At 65.6% G+C, this 16,013-nt stretch carries 15 protein-coding genes; 9 read left to right on the plus strand and 6 right to left on the minus strand.

The genetic code is table 11. From position 1 onward, the window contains the following. The 4 genes from E4J89_RS10325 to E4J89_RS10340 are packed head-to-tail and all read right to left on the minus strand — an operon-like array spanning position 1 to position 4,668. The gene (locus tag E4J89_RS10325; RefSeq protein WP_136786041.1) at positions 1-921 is read right to left on the minus strand and encodes an ABC transporter permease; all 921 of its coding nucleotides are present in this window, start codon (positions 919-921) and stop codon (positions 1-3) included. Positions 922-924: 3 nt separating this feature from the next. Continuing rightward, positions 925-2,079, minus strand: a complete 1,155-nt coding sequence (locus tag E4J89_RS10330) for an ABC transporter permease (protein ID WP_136786042.1) — start codon at positions 2,077-2,079, stop codon at positions 925-927. Then, on the minus strand, positions 2,076-3,629 hold the full coding sequence (locus E4J89_RS10335; protein WP_136786043.1) for an ABC transporter ATP-binding protein: 1,554 nt from the start codon (positions 3,627-3,629) through the stop codon (positions 2,076-2,078). Before E4J89_RS10335 ends, E4J89_RS10330 begins: the two co-directional genes overlap by 4 nt. Continuing rightward, a complete protein-coding gene (locus tag E4J89_RS10340; protein WP_169303972.1) occupies positions 3,619-4,668 on the minus strand; it encodes a BMP family protein in 1,050 nt (349 codons plus the stop codon). Before E4J89_RS10340 ends, E4J89_RS10335 begins: the two co-directional genes overlap by 11 nt. Positions 4,669-4,863: 195 nt before the next feature. On the opposite strand from E4J89_RS10340, the gene E4J89_RS10345 reads away from it, so the two are divergent. The 4 genes from E4J89_RS10345 to E4J89_RS10360 are packed head-to-tail and all read left to right on the plus strand — an operon-like array spanning position 4,864 to position 9,107. Then, a complete protein-coding gene (locus E4J89_RS10345) occupies positions 4,864-5,817 on the plus strand; it encodes a C-terminal binding protein (protein ID WP_136786045.1) in 954 nt (317 codons plus the stop codon). Beyond that, the gene (locus E4J89_RS10350; protein ID WP_205754461.1) at positions 5,765-6,616 is read left to right on the plus strand and encodes a FadR/GntR family transcriptional regulator; all 852 of its coding nucleotides are present in this window, start codon (positions 5,765-5,767) and stop codon (positions 6,614-6,616) included. The genes E4J89_RS10345 and E4J89_RS10350 overlap by 53 nt, the downstream gene beginning before the upstream one ends. 59 nt (positions 6,617-6,675) lie before the next feature. Next, entirely contained in the window at positions 6,676-7,488 is an 813-nt protein-coding gene (locus tag E4J89_RS10355; protein ID WP_136786046.1) for an SDR family oxidoreductase, read from the plus strand. A gap of 47 nt (positions 7,489-7,535) precedes the next feature. Next, on the plus strand, positions 7,536-9,107 hold the full coding sequence (locus tag E4J89_RS10360; protein ID WP_136786047.1) for an aldehyde dehydrogenase (NADP(+)): 1,572 nt from the start codon (positions 7,536-7,538) through the stop codon (positions 9,105-9,107). Between the two features lie 169 nt (positions 9,108-9,276). On the opposite strand, the gene E4J89_RS10365 is transcribed toward E4J89_RS10360, so the two are convergent. Continuing rightward, a complete protein-coding gene (locus E4J89_RS10365) occupies positions 9,277-9,840 on the minus strand; it encodes a TetR family transcriptional regulator (RefSeq protein ID WP_136786048.1) in 564 nt (187 codons plus the stop codon). Positions 9,841-9,938: 98 nt separating this feature from the next. Here E4J89_RS10365 and bioB point away from each other — a divergent pair, with 98 nt between their 5' ends. From bioB to bioD, 5 genes are read left to right on the plus strand one after another with little or no spacing between them, the layout of a single operon-like run. After that, positions 9,939-11,018: a biotin synthase BioB gene (gene bioB, locus E4J89_RS10370; RefSeq protein ID WP_136786049.1), complete on the plus strand. Its 1,080-nt coding sequence runs from the start codon at positions 9,939-9,941 to the stop codon at positions 11,016-11,018. After that, entirely contained in the window at positions 11,011-12,342 is a 1,332-nt protein-coding gene (locus tag E4J89_RS10375; RefSeq protein ID WP_136786050.1) for an adenosylmethionine--8-amino-7-oxononanoate transaminase, read from the plus strand. Before bioB ends, E4J89_RS10375 begins: the two co-directional genes overlap by 8 nt. A gap of 8 nt (positions 12,343-12,350) precedes the next feature. After that, a complete protein-coding gene (locus E4J89_RS10380) occupies positions 12,351-13,472 on the plus strand; it encodes an 8-amino-7-oxononanoate synthase (RefSeq protein ID WP_205754463.1) in 1,122 nt (373 codons plus the stop codon). Then, entirely contained in the window at positions 13,469-14,560 is a 1,092-nt protein-coding gene (locus E4J89_RS10385) for a cytochrome P450 (RefSeq protein ID WP_136786052.1), read from the plus strand. Before E4J89_RS10380 ends, E4J89_RS10385 begins: the two co-directional genes overlap by 4 nt. Beyond that, entirely contained in the window at positions 14,557-15,330 is a 774-nt protein-coding gene (gene bioD, locus E4J89_RS10390) for a dethiobiotin synthase (protein ID WP_240691840.1), read from the plus strand. The genes E4J89_RS10385 and bioD overlap by 4 nt, the downstream gene beginning before the upstream one ends. Before the next feature lie 179 nt (positions 15,331-15,509). Here bioD and E4J89_RS19380 read toward each other — a convergent pair whose 3' ends face one another. Beyond that, a complete protein-coding gene (locus tag E4J89_RS19380) occupies positions 15,510-15,674 on the minus strand; it encodes a hypothetical protein (RefSeq protein WP_169303973.1) in 165 nt (54 codons plus the stop codon). Positions 15,675-16,013 lie beyond the last annotated feature (339 nt).

Consider the following 16,013-nt stretch of genomic DNA (forward strand, 5'->3'; position numbering starts at 1 on the left):
TCAGTCCTCCAGTACGGGGGTTGCAATGCGGATGCCGCCGTCCTTGGCGGTACGGGCCAGGACGATGAGGCCGATAAACGCGACCAGGTAGGGGATCATCTGGGCGAACTGGGGTGGCATCACGGAGGCGTTCACTTGCACCGCCACCGCAGACGAGAGACCGAAGCCAACCGACATGAGGGCGAGCAGCAGTACCTTACCGCGGCAGAAGATGACGGCTGCCAAGGCAACGAATCCAAGGCCACTGGTCATGCCTTCGGTGAAAAGGGTGAGCTGACCCATGCTCAACTGCACTCCGGCCAAACCGCACAGCGCGAAGCACCAGACCTGGGCGAGAATGCGCATCCGCGTGACGTTGCCGCCAGCTGCAGTCAGGGCTGCCGGATGCTCGCCTGCTGCCTTCAAGTGGCGGACCAAGACCGTGTAGCGGACCGCGAGCGCAGCGACAACGATAATCGCCCAACTGACGTAGGTCAGGATTGAATGACCTGACAGGACAGCACCCAACACCGGGATACCGTCGATGCCCGGAATGCTGACCGAAGCCATGGCCGGGATTCGATCGTCGCTCAACGTTCCCTTGACACCGAACATTGATCGCAGCAGGTAGACCGTCGCGCCCGCGGCGAAGACGTTCAGGACTATGCCGGCCACAAACACATTCACCCGCAAATAGGTGATGAGGTAACCAAACACGGCACCACACGCCGCACCGATGAGGACGGTGAGTCCCACAGCCGCAATCCCTGATTCAGTGGAGAGGCCAATGACGACGCCGGAGAAGGCACCGAAGAGCATGGCGCCCTCCAGCCCAACATTCAGGTCCTTGGTCCAAGCGGTGGGAAGACAGGCCAGCGCAGCGAGCAGGATCGGTGTGGTGAACCGAATGCCCGAAGCGAGGAAGGCATCAATCCAATCCATGTCTCAGTGTCCTTTCACGTGGGCGAACCGCTGCTTCAGGGCGGTAAATTGGCTGAAAATTCCGGCGCGGGCGGCGGCCGCGATGATGATGCCGGAGATGAGGACCAGCGAGAGCTCGGACGGCACCGTTGAGACCTGCTCGATGCCGCGGGCCGCGGACCTCATGATGCAGTACACAGACACCCAGATGATGGCCGGCACGGGGCGTGCCCGGCTGATCAAGGCGATCAGTACTGCGTCCCAGCCGATGCCGGTACCGATTTCGGTCCAGAAGCGGCCTTGGGACGCCGTGACCAGGAGGGCACCGCCGATGCCACACAGGGCACCGCTTGTCGCCATCGACGCGATGCGGGCTTTTTTCACGCTGATGCCCGAGGCAGCGGCAAAGTCCGGGCTCTCGCCGGTCATCCGCCAGCGGTAGCCGGTGACGGATCGTTCGCTGAGCCACCAGGTAGCGGCGCAGAGGACGATGACCACGAAGAGTGCCGAGGTCAGCTGGGTCCGCGGCATGATTTCGCCAAACATGGCGGTGTCGAACACTTCTTTGGTCGTGCCGCTTTGCCGCGCGGGATCTCGGAGCGGCGAGGTAGCCAGATAGGCGCAGAACAGCATGATGATGTAGTTCGACAGCAGGGTGGAGAGGACTTCGTCCACCCCCCAAGCTGCGCGCAGCCATCCCAGGCCAGCCGCAATGAGTCCGCCGACTACGGCCGCAAACAGCAAGCAGAGGAGCAGATGGAGGCCGCTGAGCATGGGCCCGATGTAGGCTCCCGCCAAGGCAGCTGCCATGGCACCCGCGTAGATCTGTCCTTCGGCTCCGATGTTGAACATGCCGGAGCGATACGCCAGACAGACGCCGATCGAGGCGACGAACAAGGGCAATCCCCACGCCAGCGTCCTGGCGATGCTTGCCGGATTACCTAAGGCGTAGTCGAGTCCGGCGCCCAGTGTGGAGAAGGGTTCATATCCTTGTGCGGCAATCAGTACCAAGGCCATGATCAGCCCGGCAACAAGAATAAACGCAGGTTGGATCAAGCGACGGGCCAGGGGCATGCCAGCTCGGCCGGAGGCCTTAGGCCGGCGTCGCCGGTCACCCTCCGGGAGGTGGCTCTTCCTCTGCGGGTCGGCCTGCTGTGCAGTAGCGGTCTGGGTGTTCATGCTGCTGTTCCTAAAGCTTTGGCGCCGGTCATATGCATACCGAGTTCTTCGCGGCTGGTTTCAGTCGCCGTCTCCTCTGCGACCATCCGCCCCCGGTACATCACCAGCACGCGGTCGGACAATCGCAGGATCTCGTCGAGGTCTGCCGAGATCAGCACCACGGCGCAGCTACGCGCGGTCGCTTCGGCAATCCGGTCGTAGAGGAATTCGATGGCGCCCAGGTCAACGCCCCGGGTCGGCTGTGCGAGGACAATGCATTTGGGCTGCTCTTCAAGTTCCCGGGCCATGACGATCTTCTGCTGATTGCCGCCAGAGAGGGTGTGGCACTTGGCGTTGCGGCCCGACGTCCTGATGGCGTATTTGCTGATCATGTCGGTGCCCCAAGCTTGCAGCGCGCGCGGGAAGGCATTAGCGAGTCCGTTCCAGCCCCGGTGCCGGCGAAGCGTACCCGCGGCGAGCCCCTCGAGGACCGATCCGTTGATGGGAATGCCTTCGCGGTGGCGGTCCTCTGGAACATAGGAGAGCCCCAGATCGCGGCGCGCCGAGACCGCCAGCCGCGTCAAGTCAGTACCGGCAAGCTCGATCTTCCCCGCGAGCGGGGCCGCGGTGCCGATGAGGGTTTCCGCCAAGGCGGACTGGCCGTTGCCCTCAACGCCGGCGATCCCGACTACCTCCCCCGCCCTGACTTCAAAGTTGATCGAATCCAGCGCCGCATCGTGCTCGAACTTCGCGGTACTGAGGCCGGAGACCGACAAGACAACGTCGTCTTCCGGCGCGTTCCGGGTAATCCGCCCCAGGTTAACGTCGCTCCGCCCCGTCATTGCGGCCACCACAGCGGACGCGTCGAGGTCTCGGGCCGGTGTGGTGCTGACGGTGCGTCCATTGCGCAGGACGGTGATCCGGTCTGCCACGGCAAACACCTCCCGCAACTTGTGCGAGATGAAGATGATCGACGAACCGTCAGCGGCAAGTTTCTTTAAGAGGACGAAAAGCTCCTCGGTCTCCTGCGGGGTCAGCACTGCTGTGGGCTCATCCAGGATGATGATCTTGGCCCCGCGGTAGAGCACCTTCGTGATCTCAAGCTTCTGCTGGGTCGCCACGTTGAGGCTGCCGGTGACCGTACTCGGGTCAAGGGCCAGCCCCAGCCGCTCCATGGGACCGCGGGCGGCCTCTTCCGCTCGGCCTCGGTCGAACAGGCCGCCGGCGCCAGGCTCGGCACCGAGAGTGATGTTCTCCAGTACCGAGAAGCTAGGCACCAGCATGAAGTGCTGATGAACCATGCCGATGCCGTGCTCAATCGCGTCCATTGGCTTTTTAAGCTCGACTTCCCTGCCACCCAAACGGATACTCCCGGCGTTTGGCCGGTACATGCCGAACAGAATCCTCATCAGAGTGGTTTTCCCGGCACCGTTCTCGCCCACGAGGGCGTGGATTTCACCGGGATAGAGGTCGAAATTGACGTTTTCATTGGCGACGACGGGGCCGAACGTCTTGGTAATACCCTGCAGTTCCAGCACGGGGCTGGGGGCCGCCTGATCGTTACTGGACATTGACTTTCACTTCCCCGCTGGCGATCTTCGCCTCCAACTCGCTCAGGGCCGCGACGTTGTCCGCACCGAGGATTTTCTCGTCGTAAACCATTCCCCAGCCGTCCTCGGCGAATCCATAGCTCTGCTGGGACCCCTGCTTCAAGGTGCCGGCGGTAAAGTCCTCGGTCAACTGCTCGATTACTGCATCGACCTTCATTTCAACGCTGCCCGGGACCTTACCGGGGGCCAGCGAACTCTTGTCGGTGACGATGCCGATGGGTGCGATCTCCTGGCCTGATTTGGCTGCATCGAAGATGCCTGCACCGGAAAGACCTGCGTAGGCGTACTGCGCGTACGCACCCTTGTTCTTCAAGGCCAGACCGATTTCGCGTCCCTTGGCCGGATCCACGAAGGAGCCGACGTACTGGGCAGCGACCTTCATGTCTGGCGCAACATGCTCCACGCCCTGAACGTAGCCCGCTTCGCAATTTTGGATGACCGGGGCGTTCACGCCGCCGATAAACCCGGCAGTGTCCGCGCCTGCCTCGCCGTTGACGGTGGCGGCCAAGGCTCCCGCCATGAAGCACCCTTCGGCCGTACGGAACTCGGCAGAAACCACCTCGGCGCTGTCCACCACACCGTCCAGGAAGACGAAGGTCGTGTCCGGGTTTTCCGCCGCGGTGTCGATCAGGGCATCAATCGCTTCGAACCCAAGCACGAACACCAGGTCGTTGGCATCTGCGGCGTCCTGCAGCAAAGGCGCAAAGTTCTGCGCCTGAAGCTGCCCCTCGTAGGTGTTGACGGCCGCGCCGCCCTCCTCCAGGGATGCCTGGGCCTTGGCTGCCTGGTCGAAGAAGTCGCCGTCGCCGAAGGCGTTGTCCACGAAGATGCCGATGCTGAGCTCCGCATCGCTCGCGCCGGCGGCTGCCGGAGCCTTGCCTCCACAGCCGGCCAGCAGCAAGCCGGCACAGGCCAGACCAGCCACGCCGGTCCAGGCTCTAAAGCTCGGAGCGTGGCGGCGCCCGTGACGTGATGCGGCGATGGGTTCGATGGCGTTCATGGTCGTGCCTTTCATGAAGGTGAACGGGGACTAATCGGCATTTACCGTCGTCTTCTTCCAAGAAACTGTGCGGTTTCCCGTGACTGGAGTCACAGGCTAACATACAATCATCATATGATGTGATCAACTGGTTTACGGAACCACGTCGCAAAGCGCGAGAACCGGACCTCTACAAGAACCAAGGGAGATGAAGCGATGAAGCGAGTTGTCGTCACAGACCACGCATTCCGTGATGTCACGATTGAAGAAGCCGCGGCGGTGGAAAACGGTGCGACGTTTGCCTGCTTCACCTGTGTAGAGGAGCAGGAGACCGCTGATGCCGTGGCGGGCGCAGACGTTGCGATAGTCAACTTTGCGCCGATCACACGCGCCGTGTTGGAGCGCATGAATGCCGGAGCGACCGTGGTCAGGTATGGAATTGGCTACGACAACGTGGACCTGGATGCCGCGCGTCAATTAGGCGTGCAGGTGGCGAACGTGCCGGATTACGGTGTGGACACCGTGGCCGATCATGCAGTGGCTTCGCTGCTGACCATGGCACGCCGCATCCCCTTGTACAACCAGCGGATTCAGGCGAACGGCTGGACCCGCCCCGGCGACGTGGGACCGATCCCAGGTTTCCGGTCCATGACCGTGGGGCTGGTGGGAATGGGGCGCATTGCGCAGGCCGTACACAAGCGGCTCACGCCCTTTGGCTTCAGCTTTGTCGGATTCGACCCGTTCTGCCCTGCCGAGGTCTTCGCCAACCTTGGCATCGCGCAGGTGGGCATCGAAGAGCTGGCCGCTCGTTCCCATGCCGTCACCCTGCACGCTCCGAGCACTCCGGAAACCCATCGGATGGTTGGAGAAGACTTCTTCGCGAGAGCCCAGGAGGGCATCGTCCTGGTCAACACGGCACGCGGTCCCCTCGTCGACCTTGACGCCTTGGCGTCCGCCGTCAAAGACGGGAAGGTTGCCGGTGCGGTTTTGGACGTTACCGATCCGGAGCCGTTGCCGGCCGACTCGCCGCTCCGCCTCATGCCGGAAGTTGTTCTGACACCCCATGCTGCCTTCTACGACGAAGATTCACTGCGCAATCTTCAGCAGTTGGCGAGCGATGAAGCCGTGCGCGCCGTGCGCGGAGAGGAATTACGATGCAGGGTTGCCTAGAGGAGCCGATATCAACGCCATGGAAAGGGGAACTGCCACGATGGTAGCCACAAACAGCACCCAAGCCGCGGCGGCACCACGCAGCCAGTCCAAGACCGCACGCAATCGTCGGAACCGGCTGTCAGACCAGATCGCCGAAAAAATCAAGGACAAGCTCATAGCCGACGGGCTTCAGCCCGGCGACAAGCTGCCCACGGAACCCGAACTGGCCGATTTGTACGACGTCAGCCGCAGCGTGGTGCGGGAGGCCGGAAGGATCCTCGATGAGCGGGGCTTGGTCGACATTCGACCAGGTCGGGGAATGATTGTGGCCGAGTTTGACGGCACATCGATCTCGCGGCAGTTCGAACTCATGCTTGAGCTGAAGCACGGCGCTTTTCCGGACCTGATGGAGATGCGTTTGGTTCTTGAAGTGGGCATGACGGAACTGGCGGCGCGAAGGCGGACGCCGGCCGACGAAGCCCGGATCCGCACCGCCCTGAAGGAATTTTCTGCGGCCGGAGATGACCACGTCTCTGCGCTCGCGTGGGACCTGGAATTCCATGAGGCCATTGCAGCCGCGTCGGGCAACCAGTTTTTCGTGCACATCGTCAATCCGATCAACGAATACTTGCACCGCGTATACGAAACAAGCCTCGGATACGAAGCTGCGCAAAACCAGACAATGATGGAGCACACGGAGATTGCGCAGGCAATCTTTGCCGGTGACGCCGCGGCCGCCCGGGAAGCCTCCTTGCGCCATCTCACCCGAATCTACGATTCGGCTGAGCAACTTCTCGACCCACTGAAGGATGCTTAGGCCCCCGCGCCCAGGATTCAAAGCATCGTTCGCTTACCCCACACTTTAAGGAGCAATTCATGACATCGGTCGCTGCCGACCCCACCTTCCCGGTAGACCTCGCCTGCACGCCGTCGGATTTCAGCCTGGCAGGACGCCATATTGTTGTCACCGGGGCAGGCCGCGGCCTGGGCCAGGGCATGGCGCTGTCCGCCGCGCTGGCGGGCGCCCGCGTCACGCTCGTCGCCCGTTCGGCGGACCAGCTGGCAGAAACAGCTGATCTGGCCCGGCGTGCAGGCCGTTCAGACTGCTTCGTCCACCCTGCCGATTTGTCGAACCTGGAAGCTATTCCGGAACTAGTCGAGACCATCAGTGAACGCGGTGCAATCGATGGTGTCGTCCACGCCGCCGGTGTCCAACGCCGCAAGGACGCGGTGGACGTCACCCCCGAGGACTGGCGGTTCGTTCAGACGATGAACGCCGAAGCACCCTTCTTCCTCAGCACGGCCATCGCCCGGCGCCAGCAGGCCGAGTCCAGGCCGGGCTCCCATGTGTTTATCGGCTCGCTGAACAGCACCATCGCCCTCCCCCGGATTGCGCCGTACGTGGCCTCCAAGACCGCCATGGTCGGCATCGCCCGCATCCTGTCAACGGAATGGTCCCGCTTCGGCATCCGGTCGAACGTCATCGGACCCGGCTATTTCCAGACCAAATTGACCGAAGACCTGTTCAGCCAGCCTGGACAGCGCGAACGGATCATGGGTCGCATTCCGATGGACCGGCTGGGAACCCCGGCCGATCTCGGCGGGATGGCCGTCTTCCTGCTCTCGGACGCGTCCCGCTATGTGACCGGCCAGCTCCTGAACGTCGACGGCGGCTGGCTCGCCGCCTGATCCGGATCGACATCAGCGACCCTTCCCTCACGACTGAAAGAGGCAACATGCCCATCACTGGACGATCGATCATTGCCAGCGAGCCCACCGTCGGTTCACACGGCAGTACCCGGGCCATCAACCCGGCCACCGGGGAATCCCTCGACCCCGAATTCACCTTCGTCGGCCCGGCGGACGTAGACGCCGCGGCGAAACAGGCGGCGGAGGCATTCGACACTTACCGAACCACCGCCCCTGACCGGCGCGCCGCGTTCCTTGAAGCCATTGCCGCCAACCTGGACAGCATCAAGGATGAAGTCGTTCAGCGTGCACATCAGGAAACCGGGCTACCACTGGCCCGGCTGCAGGGCGAACACGGCCGCACCACCGGCCAGCTACGGATGTTCGCAGCCGAACTCCGGCTGGGCGCCCACCACGAGGTCCGAATCGACCGCGCACAACCGGACCGGCTTCCCGCAGCGGCGCCAGACATCAGACAGCGCCAGATCCCCTTGGGGCCCGTCGCCGTCTTCGGCGCCAGCAATTTTCCGCTGGCATTCTCCACCGCCGGCGGCGATACAGCCTCAGCCCTAGCTGCTGGCTGCCCCGTGATCGTGAAGGCGCACAATGCCCACCCCGGTACGGCCGAACTCGTCGGTCAGGCCGTGACCCAGGCTGTCTCAGCCTCCGGGCTGCCTGCCGGAACCTTCTCCATCCTTTTCGGCTCCGGCAGCACCATCGGGCAGGAATTGGCAGCCCACCCCGCCGTCAAAGCCATCGGCTTCACCGGCTCCCAAGCGGCTGGCACCGACCTGATGCGCACAGCGGCGGCCCGGCCGGAGCCCATCCCCGTCTACGCCGAGATGTCCAGCATCAACCCGGTGGTTATCCTCCCGGAGGCCATGCAGGCAGATCCCGAGTCCCTCGCCGACGGGTTCGTCGGGTCGCTGACATTGGGGGCGGGCCAATTCTGCACCAACCCCGGCCTCCTCTTTGTTCCAAAGGAATCGCAGCGGTTCGTGGAACGCGCGAGCGCAGCCGTCTCCGGAGCGCACGGCCAAACCATGCTGTCCCCCGCAATCGCCACCTCCTACCAGGACGGGATCGCGGCCCTGGATCACCCCGGAGTGGAGCCGTTGGCTGCCGGCCTCCCCGGCGACACTTTCAACGCTCCCGCCCCGGCGCTCTTCCGGACCACGGTGCACCACTTCATGCAGACGCCTGACCTCCAGGAAGAAGTCTTCGGCTCGGCCGCGCTCCTGGTCGAATACGCCGATGCCGCTGAACTACGCGAAGCGCTTGAGGGGCTCCACGGCCAACTGACCGCCACCATTCACTCGGCACCAGCTGACGGCACAGTGGTCCGCGACATCCTGCCAGTGTTGGAACGCAAGGTTGGCCGGATCCTCTTTAACGGCTGGCCAACCGGGGTGGAAGTCAACCACACCATGGTCCATGGCGGTCCGTTCCCTGCTACCTCGGACAGCCGCACAACGTCTGTCGGCTCGCTGGCTATCTACCGCTTCCAGCGGCCCGTCAGCTACCAGAACGTCCCGGCCGAGTTCTTGCCGCCGGCCCTCACGGACGACAACCCGTGGTCGTTGCCCCGCAGGATCGACGGGACCCTCCACACCAGCTGACGCCGGCACGTCCGAACATCCAGTTGCAGCAGCAGGGAGACCACCTATGGCCTCCCTGCTGCTTCATCTTGTTCTAGGACCCATCCAGACGTCGGCCACTGATACGGGCAGGTCGCCAATGCTTGGGCGCACTGTGCCCCGCCCATCGGCCCCTGGGGCAGGACCCGGATCAGCGCGACCGATGCATCTGCAGCCCCTCGAGCAGCGTATTGACGCCGAAGAGGAACGCTTCGCCGTCAGCGTCGGAATCAGGGCCCGGTTCCAGCAGTCCGGATCGGGCAAGCTCGGCCCTGGCCTGCTCCTCCGCCACCGCGCCGAGGATGTAGTGCGTCAGGCTCTTCGCCCCCCAGCGTGCGTGCAGTTCGCTCAGTCCGCTCTCAGCCAAGAGCGCGGTCATTCCATGCACCGGGGTGAAGGACTCCGGCGCCAGCGCCTGCGCGAGCGAAACGACGTCCGAGCCGTCGCGCACGGCAAGCAGCGCACCGCGCAGATCCTGCGCGGACCGCCGCACGGCGCCGTCAGGGTCGCCCCCGGCGTGACCCACTTTCACGGGCTCCAGGATTCGCCCAGCCAGCGCCACCAGCAGTTCCTGCTTGTTCTTGACATGCCAATACAGCGCTCCGGGCTGAACGCCGAGATCCCGGGCAAGCCTGCGCATCGAGAGATCGGCCAGACCGTACGAGCGCAAGATTTCCAAGGCCGTATCGATAATTTTCTGGCGCGTCAGGGCCACATTGGACTCCGTCCTCTCCGTCTCCCAACGATGTCACGTTATCGCGTCCATCATGCACCATCCTTGACAAGCACTCCCGCCCCACCCACTATTGAACAGTGTTCAATTCCTTTCATGACCTGGCCGGCCGGCAGCTGGCCGGCGGCACCCTGACCCGCGACGATGCGCGTGCCATTCTCGCTTCCGACGACTCACAACTGCTGGAGCTGACGGCGGCAGCAGCAACGCTGCGGCGGGCCCACTTCGGCAATACCGTCAAGGTGAATTATTTGGTGAACCTCAAGTCGGGCCTCTGCCCGGAGGACTGCACCTACTGCTCGCAGCGCCTGGGTTCGGCCGCCGAAATCCTCAAGTACACCTGGCTCAAACCGGAAGAGGCAGCCGAACAGGCCGCCAGTGGCATCCGCGCCGGCGCCTCACGGGTCTGCCTGGTGGCCAGCGGCAAGGGTCCGACCGACCGGGACGTGGACCGAGTGGCCAACATGGTCGCCGGGCTCAAGGACGAGCACCCGCAGGTGGAGGTCTGCGCCTGCCTGGGCATCCTCAAGGACGGGCAAGCGGAAAAGCTCAAGACCGCCGGGGTGGACGCCTACAACCACAACCTGAACACCAGTGAATCCAACTACGCCGACATCTGCACCACCCACGAATACTCCGACCGCGTGCGTACCGTCAATCATGCCAAGGACGCCGGCCTCTCCCCCTGCTCGGGCCTGATCGTAGGCATGGGCGAGAGCGACGAAGAGCTGATCGACGCGGTCTTCGCCCTGCGCGAGTTGGAGACCGATTCGATCCCGGTCAACTTCCTGATGCCCTTCGAGGGCACCCCGCTGGAGGACACCTGGCTGCTCACGCCGGCGCACTGCCTGCGGATCTTGGCGCTGGTGCGCTTCGCCTGCCCTTCGACGGAACTGCGGATGGCCGGCGGCCGCGAAATGCACCTGCGTTCCCTGCAGCCGTTGGCCCTCCACGTGGCCAACTCGCTCTTCCTCGGCGACTACCTGACCAGCGAGGGCCAGGCCGCGAAGGCGGACTTGGAGATGATTGCCGACGCCGGCTTCACGGTCCTGGCTCCCGCCGGCCCGGTGCCCACTGCGGCCGCGGACGACGACGGTGCCCCGACACAGATTTCCATCCGGCGCCGCGGCGCGGGGACGGAGCTTGCCCCCAATGCCTGAGGCAGCGCTGTCCGGCGCCGCGCTGCTTGCGCGCGACCGCGGCCTGCTCTGGCATCCGTACGCCCCGCTGGACGGTCCCGCGCCCTATGCGGTTGCCGCCGCGGACGGCGTGCGGCTGCAACTGGAAGCCGAGGACGGGGCGCGCTTCGAGGCGGTGGATGCCATGAGCTCCTGGTGGTCCGCCATCCACGGCTACCGGCATCCCGTCCTTGACGACGCGGTAGGCCGCCAGGTGGAGCGGTTCAGCCACGTGATGTTCGGCGGGCTTACGCACGAGCCTGCCGTCCGGCTGGCCGAGCAACTGGCGGAGCTGGCCCCGGATCCGCTGCGGCACGTGTTCTTCGCGGACTCCGGTTCGGTCTCGGTGGAGGTCGCGCTGAAGCTGGCCATCCAGTACCAGGCCGCTGCAGGGCGGCCGGGCCGGCACGCTTTCCTGGCCCTGCGCGGTGGTTACCACGGGGACACCTTCGGTGCGATGAGCGTGTGCGATCCGCTGGACGGCATGCACTCGGCCTTCCCCTCCCTGCCCGTCCAGCATTTCCTCCCCCGGCCGCCGGCCGCGAGGCTAGACGGCGGCAGCCTGGTCTCCGACGCCGGAGCGGTTGCCGGCTGGACCGCGGAACTGGAGACCGCCGTCGCCCGGCACCGGCACGGGCTGGCCGGGATCATTGTGGAACCGGTGCTACAGGGCGCCGGCGGAATGCATACCTACGCGCCCGAATGCCTGCAGGCCCTGCGCCGGGTGGCCGACACGCACGGCCTACTGCTCGTCTTCGACGAAATCGCCACCGGCTTCGGTCGCACCGGCAGGCTCTTCGCCAGCGAATGGGCAGGAGTGGTCCCGGACGTCATGTGCGTGGGCAAAGCCCTCACCGGCGGCTACCTGACCCTGGCCGCGGTGCTGTGCTCCACGACGGTCGCGGAAGTCATCACCGCCTCCGAATTCCGGGCCCTCCTGCACGGGCCGACCTTTATGGCCAACCCGCTGGCCTGCGCCACGGCCTTGGCCTCGCTACAGCTGCTGGAATCCGCCGGCTGGAAGGAGCAGGTGCGAGGCGTCGAAGCCGGCCTGCGCGCATCCCTGGCCCCGGCATCTGGGCTGGGGTCCGTCCGGGACGTGCGGGTACTCGGCGCGGTCGGCGTCGTCGAACTCCACGATGCGGTGGACGTCCCGGCCGTGACCCGTGCGGCCCTGGCGCACGGGGTCTGGGTGCGCCCGTTCCGCAACCTCGTCTACACCATGCCGCCATATGTCTGCACGCCGGCTGACGTTGCGACGATCGGCGCGGGCATGAGTGCCGCCGTTAAGGAGGTGCACGGCTGATGGGTTCCATGCAGGACTGGCTCGCCGCCCAGGCCCGAGTGCGCGCCCGGCGCGGCATCATCCGGCACGCGGTACCGCGGACCGGCGCCGTGCTGGACTTGGCCTCCAATGATTATCTGGGCCTGGCCGCGGACCCCCGGCTACAGGCTGCCGCCGTCGCCGCCGTCGAACGTTACGGCACCGGCGCCCGCGCTTCCCGCGTCGTCACCGGCACGCACGCCGTGCACGCGGAACTCGAGGCCGAACTGTGCGCGCTCACCGGCCGGCCCGCGGCCCTGGCCTTCTCCAGCGGCTACGCCGCGAACCTGGGCATCCTCACCGCTCTCGGCGGCCCCGGCACCCTGATTCTGAACGACGAGCACGTCCACGCCTCGCTGATCGACGCCGCCCGGCTCTCCCGCTCCCCGGTTGAGGACTTCCCGCACGGCGACATGGATGCCCTGAAGCAGCGGCTGGCCGCGCGCAGCCAGCCGCGCGCCGTCGTCGTGATCGAATCGATCTACTCGGTGCTCGGTGACGCCGCGGACGTGTCCGCCGCCGCACGGCTGTGCGCCGAACACGACGCGCTACTGGTGGTGGACGAGGCGCACGGGATCGGCGTTGCCGGCCGCGGCCGCGGCGCCGTATACGCTGCCGGGCTGGCCGGAGCGGAGCATGTGGCGGTGACCGCCACGCTGTCCAAGGCCCTGGGCAGCCAGGGCGGGGCCGTGCTCGGCTCCCCCGCGCTGCGCGAGCATCTGGTCAACACCGCGCGGAGCTTCATTTTCGACACCGGGCTCGCCCCCGCCGCGGCCGCTGCTGCCGCGCAGGCCTGCCGCATCATTGCCGATGAGCCGGAGCGCGTGGCCGCCGTCGGACACAACGCGGCGCTGATCGCCGCCGCCTTGGGTGTCGACCAGGCTGCTGGCGCCGTGCAGTCGGTGCCCGCCGGCTCGCCGCGGCACGCCGCGGAACTGGCGGCCAGGCTGGAGGACGCCGGCGTGCTGGTGGGCTGCTTCCGTCCGCCGAGCGTGCCGGACGGGATCTCGCGGCTGCGGCTGACCGCCCGCGCGGATCTGGCCCCGGAGCAGTTGCGGAACGCCACCGGCCTTATTAATACGCTGCTATCCCGAATGGAGGTGCCCGCGTGAGCCAGGGCACGGGCTATCAGGTCATCAGCGACCCCGAGCAGGTCCGCCAGGTGCTGCGCCGGGTGGACGATTTCCTGCCCACCAACGCCTTGACCTCGGTGGTGCCGCTGAGCCCGGCGGCCCTGCGGATCCTGAGCCGCAGCCGCTTCGCCCTTCCGCCGGTGCTGGCCTCGGCCACCGGGGAGCTGCACCGGACGGTGCGTTCGGTGGTAACAGGCTTCTTCACCCCCGCCAAGGTCGCCGCCATCGGCCCGCGGGTGCGCGAATTAACGCACCAACATGCCGACGCCGCCGCCGCGGAGCTCGCGCACGGTCCGGTGGACCTTGCCCAGGCTGTTGGCGCCCACATCCCGCCGGTGATCATGCAGGAACTGACCGGCTTCCAGCTGCCGGACCCGGACGTGCTCAAGCGCTGGAGCCGGGAATCACTGGAACTCTTCTGGGGCTGGCCGGATCCGCAGCGTCAGCTGGAACTCGCCAAAACCGCCGCCGAGTTCTACACCTGGCTGCGGGCCGAGGCCATCGCCAGCCACGGGCGCGACAACCTCTTCGGCGCACTGCACGCGGCCGGGCTCCGGACCGCCGAGGTCTGCTCGCTCGGCTACTTCCTGCTCATCGCCGGGCAGGAAACCACCGCGCTGCTGATCGGCACCGCCTTGTACCGAGCGCTGCAGGATCCCGCTTGCTGGCAATCGCTGGCCTCCGGCGGCACCGGATCGACGCTAGTGCGCCGGGTCCTGGCCGAGGAACCGTCCGTGCACACCTGGCGCCGGGCCGTCCCCCGCGACACCGTCTTGGACGGCACGGCGCTGCCCGCCGGATCGGAAATCCTGCTGGAACTGGCCGGCCACCACCCGCCCGATGCCGGCCCCACTGCCTACTCGCTGTCCTTCGGCCACGGGCTGCACCGCTGCCTGGGCGCGAGGCTGGCCGAACTCGAAACCGTCCTGGCCCTGGAGGAAACTGCCCGTGCCCTGCCTGATATACGGCTGATTGGGCCGGAACCGGACTGGCTGCGGCTGCTGTCCTTCCAGGCGCCCCTGTCCGTCACGGTGGAAGCCGCGGCGCCGGAAAGGAGCAACAGGTGAGGCACCCTGATGCGGGCCTGCCCGGCCTGCCCCGGATCCTGTTCGTGACCGGCACGGATACCGGCGTGGGCAAGACGATGACGACGGCGGCGCTTGCGGCGGCACTGTCGGCGGGCTCCCGCGTGGCTTCCGCGCGCAGCGTCCGCCCCTCCGTCGCGGTCTACAAGCCCGTCCAAACCGGCGTGCTGGCTGAGGAGGCCGGGGACATCGAGGAGGTCCGCCGGCTGGCCGGGATCGACGACGTCTTGGAAGGCGCCCGGCTCCGGTTACCGATGGCCCCGGTCGCCGCAGCCGCGCGGGAGGGCGCCTCCCTGCCGGAACGTGTGAAGCACACCGAGACCATCCGGCGGCTAGCCGAGGGTTTCGATAATGTGCTGGTGGAGGGGGCCGGCGGACTGCTCGTCGAACTCGAGCCGGGTTTCTGCCTCGCTGATCTGGCCGCCGGCTTCGTCGACGGGACAACGACAGCCGGCGCCGGCGACAGCCCGCAAACGGCGGGCATCGTCGTCGTGTGCCGCAGCGGGCTCGGGACGTTGAACCACACCTTGCTCACGCTCGAGGCACTGCAGCGCCGGTCGCTTCCCGTCGCGGGGCTGGTGATCGGTGCCTGGCCGCAGGAGCCCACCGACATTGAGTTGGATAATCAGCGGTACCTGAGCGATCTCCCCGTTCCGTTCCTGGGGATGGTCCCTGCGGGAGCCTCGGCGCTGCCTCCGCCAGAATTTCGCACCCTAGCTTCCGGATGGTTCGGCGGAGCGGGCGAGGGCTAAACATCGCGGCCGGGAACGGCGTCTCTATTTCGGACAGTCGTCCGGGAGTCAGCTTTCCGTGAACCTCCTCGGCGTGCCCAACGTCCCGCTAATCCAACAACGGCAATCCTCGAACGGCGCCCGGCTCTGCTGAAGCAGGGGCCGGGCGCCAGGTCCACCAGCCTGCCGAGGAGTCGACCTCATTTTGCTTGCACGCGACGAAGTTCCCGCTCGATCTGAGTGAACTTTTCACTAGCGTTCAATAAATCTTCTAGTGGCATCCGATCCTCCAACTCCTGCAAGAATTTGCGCATCAAGCTAATAACCTCATAACTGATTGGCGCATCACCGTCACCTGCTGGCACGCTTTCTATCTTCAACCTAGCGGACATCCTGTACGGACCTTTGTGACCCCGTTGTGCGAGTGTTCCTTTGAGCTGATCGTCAGCAGATGCCAATGAAAACGTCCCAAGTCGTTGGCCATTGATTCTATGCTGCACGTAGATTGAAGAGCGAAGAACTTTTTCAACAATACCCTTCTGGGTGCTCCCATCCGGGTAGACGACGGTTACATGTTTACCGGCTCATCGGAATCGAGAGTGTAAATGCGGTCTGAATCCGCCGGCTTCGAGCAGTGATCTGGCGATGTAGTTGGTGAGGTTGCGGAATCCGAGGGCTGAGCCGCGAAGGTGCTCCAAGCGACC

The sequence above is a fragment of the Arthrobacter sp. CAU 1506 genome (assembly GCF_005047635.1).
GTDB lineage: Bacteria > Actinomycetota > Actinomycetes > Actinomycetales > Micrococcaceae > Crystallibacter.